Raw genomic sequence first — 3,612 nt, forward strand, 5'->3', positions numbered from 1 at the left:
TTATGAGCGGAAACAAAAAAGCAGGGCATAGGCCCTGCTTTCTAGCCGAAGAATGAGCTACAGAGTAGGAATCGTGACGATGTTCTGTTCACTTGTCTTGTACTGAAAGTCTACATAGAAGTCGGCAGAAGTTGGCGATTTGTAGTAGGGGTCTTTCGTATCAATTGCCAAGACGACTCGGTTACCCGGCGGGATGTCGTATGCCGTGGTAATCATGTCGAAATCAACACGCACTTTCGCTCCCCAGTCAGCGTCTGGCAGAGTGACGACACCATGGGTGATGAGCTTACCCGTACCCCAAGCATCCATATCATAGAGATAGGCCACGAGCTGCGCTTTGTGATAATGCGGTTGGACACGCAGGCTGACGCTTGGTGTACCGCGAATTTGCATGCCATTATCGAGGCGGTCACTATTCCAGTAGATGGCTCTAAAATCGCTCTCTGCAGGGATGTTCGTTATAACAGGAATATCAACTTGTTCCAGTAAGTCGGACAGAATCGGAATGCCAGTTGAAAAACTCGTGCCGAAGTAACCGTTGATAGAATTGTCCTTTTCGGTGTTAAACCACGACCAATATGGAGAGGTTTCCATATCGCCGTTATCGAACGTGGATCGAGGGTGAAGGTAGTAAGTTACATCTGTCGTCTCTGCGAGAGGATAATCATCGAACTGGTCAAACTTGTCCTGAAAACGAACTTTCATATTGATGGGTTTCGCATTAGACAAGTCGTTGGTCTCACCTTTCAAATGAATATCAAACCACTTATAGACGTTGTCCCAAACAAGGGTGTCTCCGAGGCCAACAAGCGATGGCAGAAGCTCTGCCGTTGCGTGGGTGCCCGGAAGCAAATCGATGTACTTTGGCGTAGTTAGTTGGCCGAACATGTCGAGCAGAGTGTTGGGCTGAAACAAGTTGTCACCGTAGGCTTTCGCCATGTAGATCGCGGTACCATTCTCATTGAGCTGATTGACGTAGTTAATCGGAGAGCGAATACTTGCCCAGTCGACAACTTGATCAATTTGGTCCAGTTTCTGGTTCTTTACGATATCCCAGTTTTCAGCGATAGATGGGTCGGGATTACCAGTGAGAGAGCCCGCAAGCGTGAGCAGCTCGCCCCAAACAAGTCGTGGTGATTGGTTGCCATAAAGTGCATCGACTAAATCGCCCCAAGAGCTCATTGCTGCGACGGCTTTTACGCGAGGATCTTGTGCTGCACCAATTAAGCTAATGCCCGAGCCGTAAGAAATTCCCGCCGTTGCAATTGCGCTTTCATCGACAGGGTAGTTGGCGATTAAATAGTCGATGACCGTGCTGTAGTCGTTCATGTCTTTCGGGCCGGCTGTTCCGATAAGGCCGCCTGACTCACCGAAGCCTCGAGTCGCATAGCTAAGGACAATGTATCCTTTATCAGCTAGCTCTCCCGCTTGTTGAAGGTACTCATACTCATTTAAACCCCAGCTGTTGATAAAGATCACGGCTGGCGCGCTGCCTTGAATGTTGTTCGGCACAAAGATGTTTGCCGTCAACTCTACGCCATCAAACGCGCTGATCACGATGTCGTCGTTGGTTGTATAGTTTTCAGAGGTGGGAAAGTTAGGTAGGTTCAGTAGTCCGCCTGCAAAGTCGAGAATCGGGATGGAGCCGGAACCCGTTGCATAGGTATCTTGCGGAGTCAGTGAAGCCGCAGCGCACAGACTGAGCGCGACAATCGTTTTCTTCATGTTGGTCACCTGTCGTTTTTTATCTTTATTTTTTGGAGGGAAAAGAGCCGGCAAGCGCGTGCTTGCCTTAATTTATATTTTCGATTCTTATTTTTATTCTCGAGAATAATCGTAGGCGCTGCTGCTTGTACTAACTATCAATAAATGGGACAGGAATTTTATATGACAGGCCATTAAATAAGGGTTGTGACAAGAATCTCGTTATGGCGCGAGAGAAAACGTTTGTAGCTGTCCGTCGCTTGTAAGCGCCTTGAGGGTGTTGTCGTCTGCCCATAGGGCAATGATGGCGCGAGAAGCGCCAAACCATTTCTTGCGTTTAGCCTTGAATCTTGAGGTCTCCTCACCTGTAGTAGTATCGAATACTTGAATGTAGCCCTGCTGGTTCGCTAAATAGACGCGCTTCTCGTCAACTGAGAAATGCGCACCGTTAAAGATCGTATAACGTTCTTGGATAGCGCTAAGCGTTGAGAAATCGCGGGTATTAATGATGAGGTGATCATTTCGCAATGACGAAATAAACGCTTTGTTCCCACTTGGTGAAAATGTGACATGACGACTCATGTTTTCAAGGTTTTCGGTATGTAAGGCCTCGCCATTGAGTAAATCCCAAAATGTGGCGCTATAGTTGTCACTGCCAGTGAGTGCGAGGGTCGCATCCGCATTAATGGCGACACTGCGTACGGCTTCGCTTTGTTTAAACTCCTGAACGTTATTGCCGGTAAGAGGGTCGGTATACCAGATATCACCGCTTTCCAACCCGAGCAGGGCGCGGGATCCATCTTGATTCAGAGCAATGCTGAGAATATTCGAGGGTGCTTGAAGAAAGGCCAAAGACGCGCCGGTTTCAGTGTTCCATAAAATCCATTGATTTTTATGTGCGGTTGCAGCGCGTGAGCCGTCGGTTGAAATTGCGTTGGCGGTGATCTGCGTGTACTCGCCTTGTTGGTGGTTCCAGTTGAATGTTCTCTCTAAAGGTGAAACGCGCCAGTAACTCGCCCCATGAAGCTGCGAGCCGATCAGTATGTTCTGGCCGTCTTTGCTAAACGAACCCGAAAAAAGTCCTTGGGTAGCAATTTCTGAGGAAGAGTCAGGGCTTTTTGCGCAGGCAATAAGCAGCGAAGAAAGACAAATAATTAAAATGGTTTTCATGGTGGATCGGGCATAAAAAAACGGTCTATGCAGTATAGACCGTTTTTGATTCCAGCGGGTTGCAATCCGCTTCATAAATTTATGCACTTAGGAGACTAAATCCGCCTGAGATGTGTGTATCGCCTCAATTAACTGGTCTTCCAGCTCAAAGCGATTTTCTAAAGTTCGCCCTAAACGCTCGAGGCGCGCGACTAACTTGTCCACGCCATCATCGACCTTGTGGATATCATCAAAACTGTCGTTAAAATCGAGTGCTACTTCGGTTGTTTCTTGAATTTGTGGGATAGTCGCATCGAGAAGGACGGTACCATCATCGTTGTTAAAGTCGATGGCTTCATTGATGAGTTGCTCATATACTTCAAAGTGACCAACCGATACATAATCGACTAAAACCTGACAAAAGCCTTGTAGCTTTTCGATGGTATTTTCTTGCGAGCTGGGTGGGTTGACTGTTAAGTCACAAAACTTGACGATGAGTTCTTGTCTTTCGATGAGCCACTTATCAATAAGTTCGTTGACGCCACCCCAGCGCTCCGTTGCATTCTTGCAGTTTTCGAGCATGAGTCCTCTCCNTATTATCTAGGCGCGACCCTTTGCGGTTAGTTTTTATTGTCGCGATTTGTGTTGCGCTAGGCGCTTATTATTTGATCAAATCTGGTTTTAAATTAACCAATTTATATAACTGTGACAACTTGTTAATTGTTGCAAAACGTTACTTTTAGTTATTTCTATTTATTC

The 3,612-nt window shown here is 46.9% G+C and carries 3 protein-coding genes; all 3 read right to left on the minus strand.

Annotated features, from left to right (window positions below; all coding sequences use genetic code 11):
• Positions 1–57 precede the first annotated feature (57 nt).
• The 3 genes from A3751_RS05235 to A3751_RS05245 all read right to left on the minus strand — a co-directional run bounded on the left by A3751_RS05235 (position 58) and on the right by A3751_RS05245 (position 3,435).
• Complete coding sequence (locus tag A3751_RS05235; protein WP_082863066.1) at positions 58–1,725, minus strand: alpha/beta fold hydrolase; 1,668 nt, start codon at positions 1,723–1,725, stop codon at positions 58–60.
• Between the two features lie 201 nt (positions 1,726–1,926).
• Positions 1,927–2,874, minus strand: coding sequence for a WD40 repeat domain-containing protein (locus tag A3751_RS05240; protein ID WP_068453071.1), 948 nt, complete (start codon positions 2,872–2,874; stop codon positions 1,927–1,929).
• An 87-nt stretch (positions 2,875–2,961) separates the two neighbouring features.
• On the minus strand, positions 2,962–3,435 hold the full coding sequence (locus A3751_RS05245) for an Rsd/AlgQ family anti-sigma factor (RefSeq protein WP_068453074.1): 474 nt from the start codon (positions 3,433–3,435) through the stop codon (positions 2,962–2,964).
• Positions 3,436–3,612 lie beyond the last annotated feature (177 nt).

Source organism: Oleiphilus sp. HI0080 (assembly GCF_001635135.1).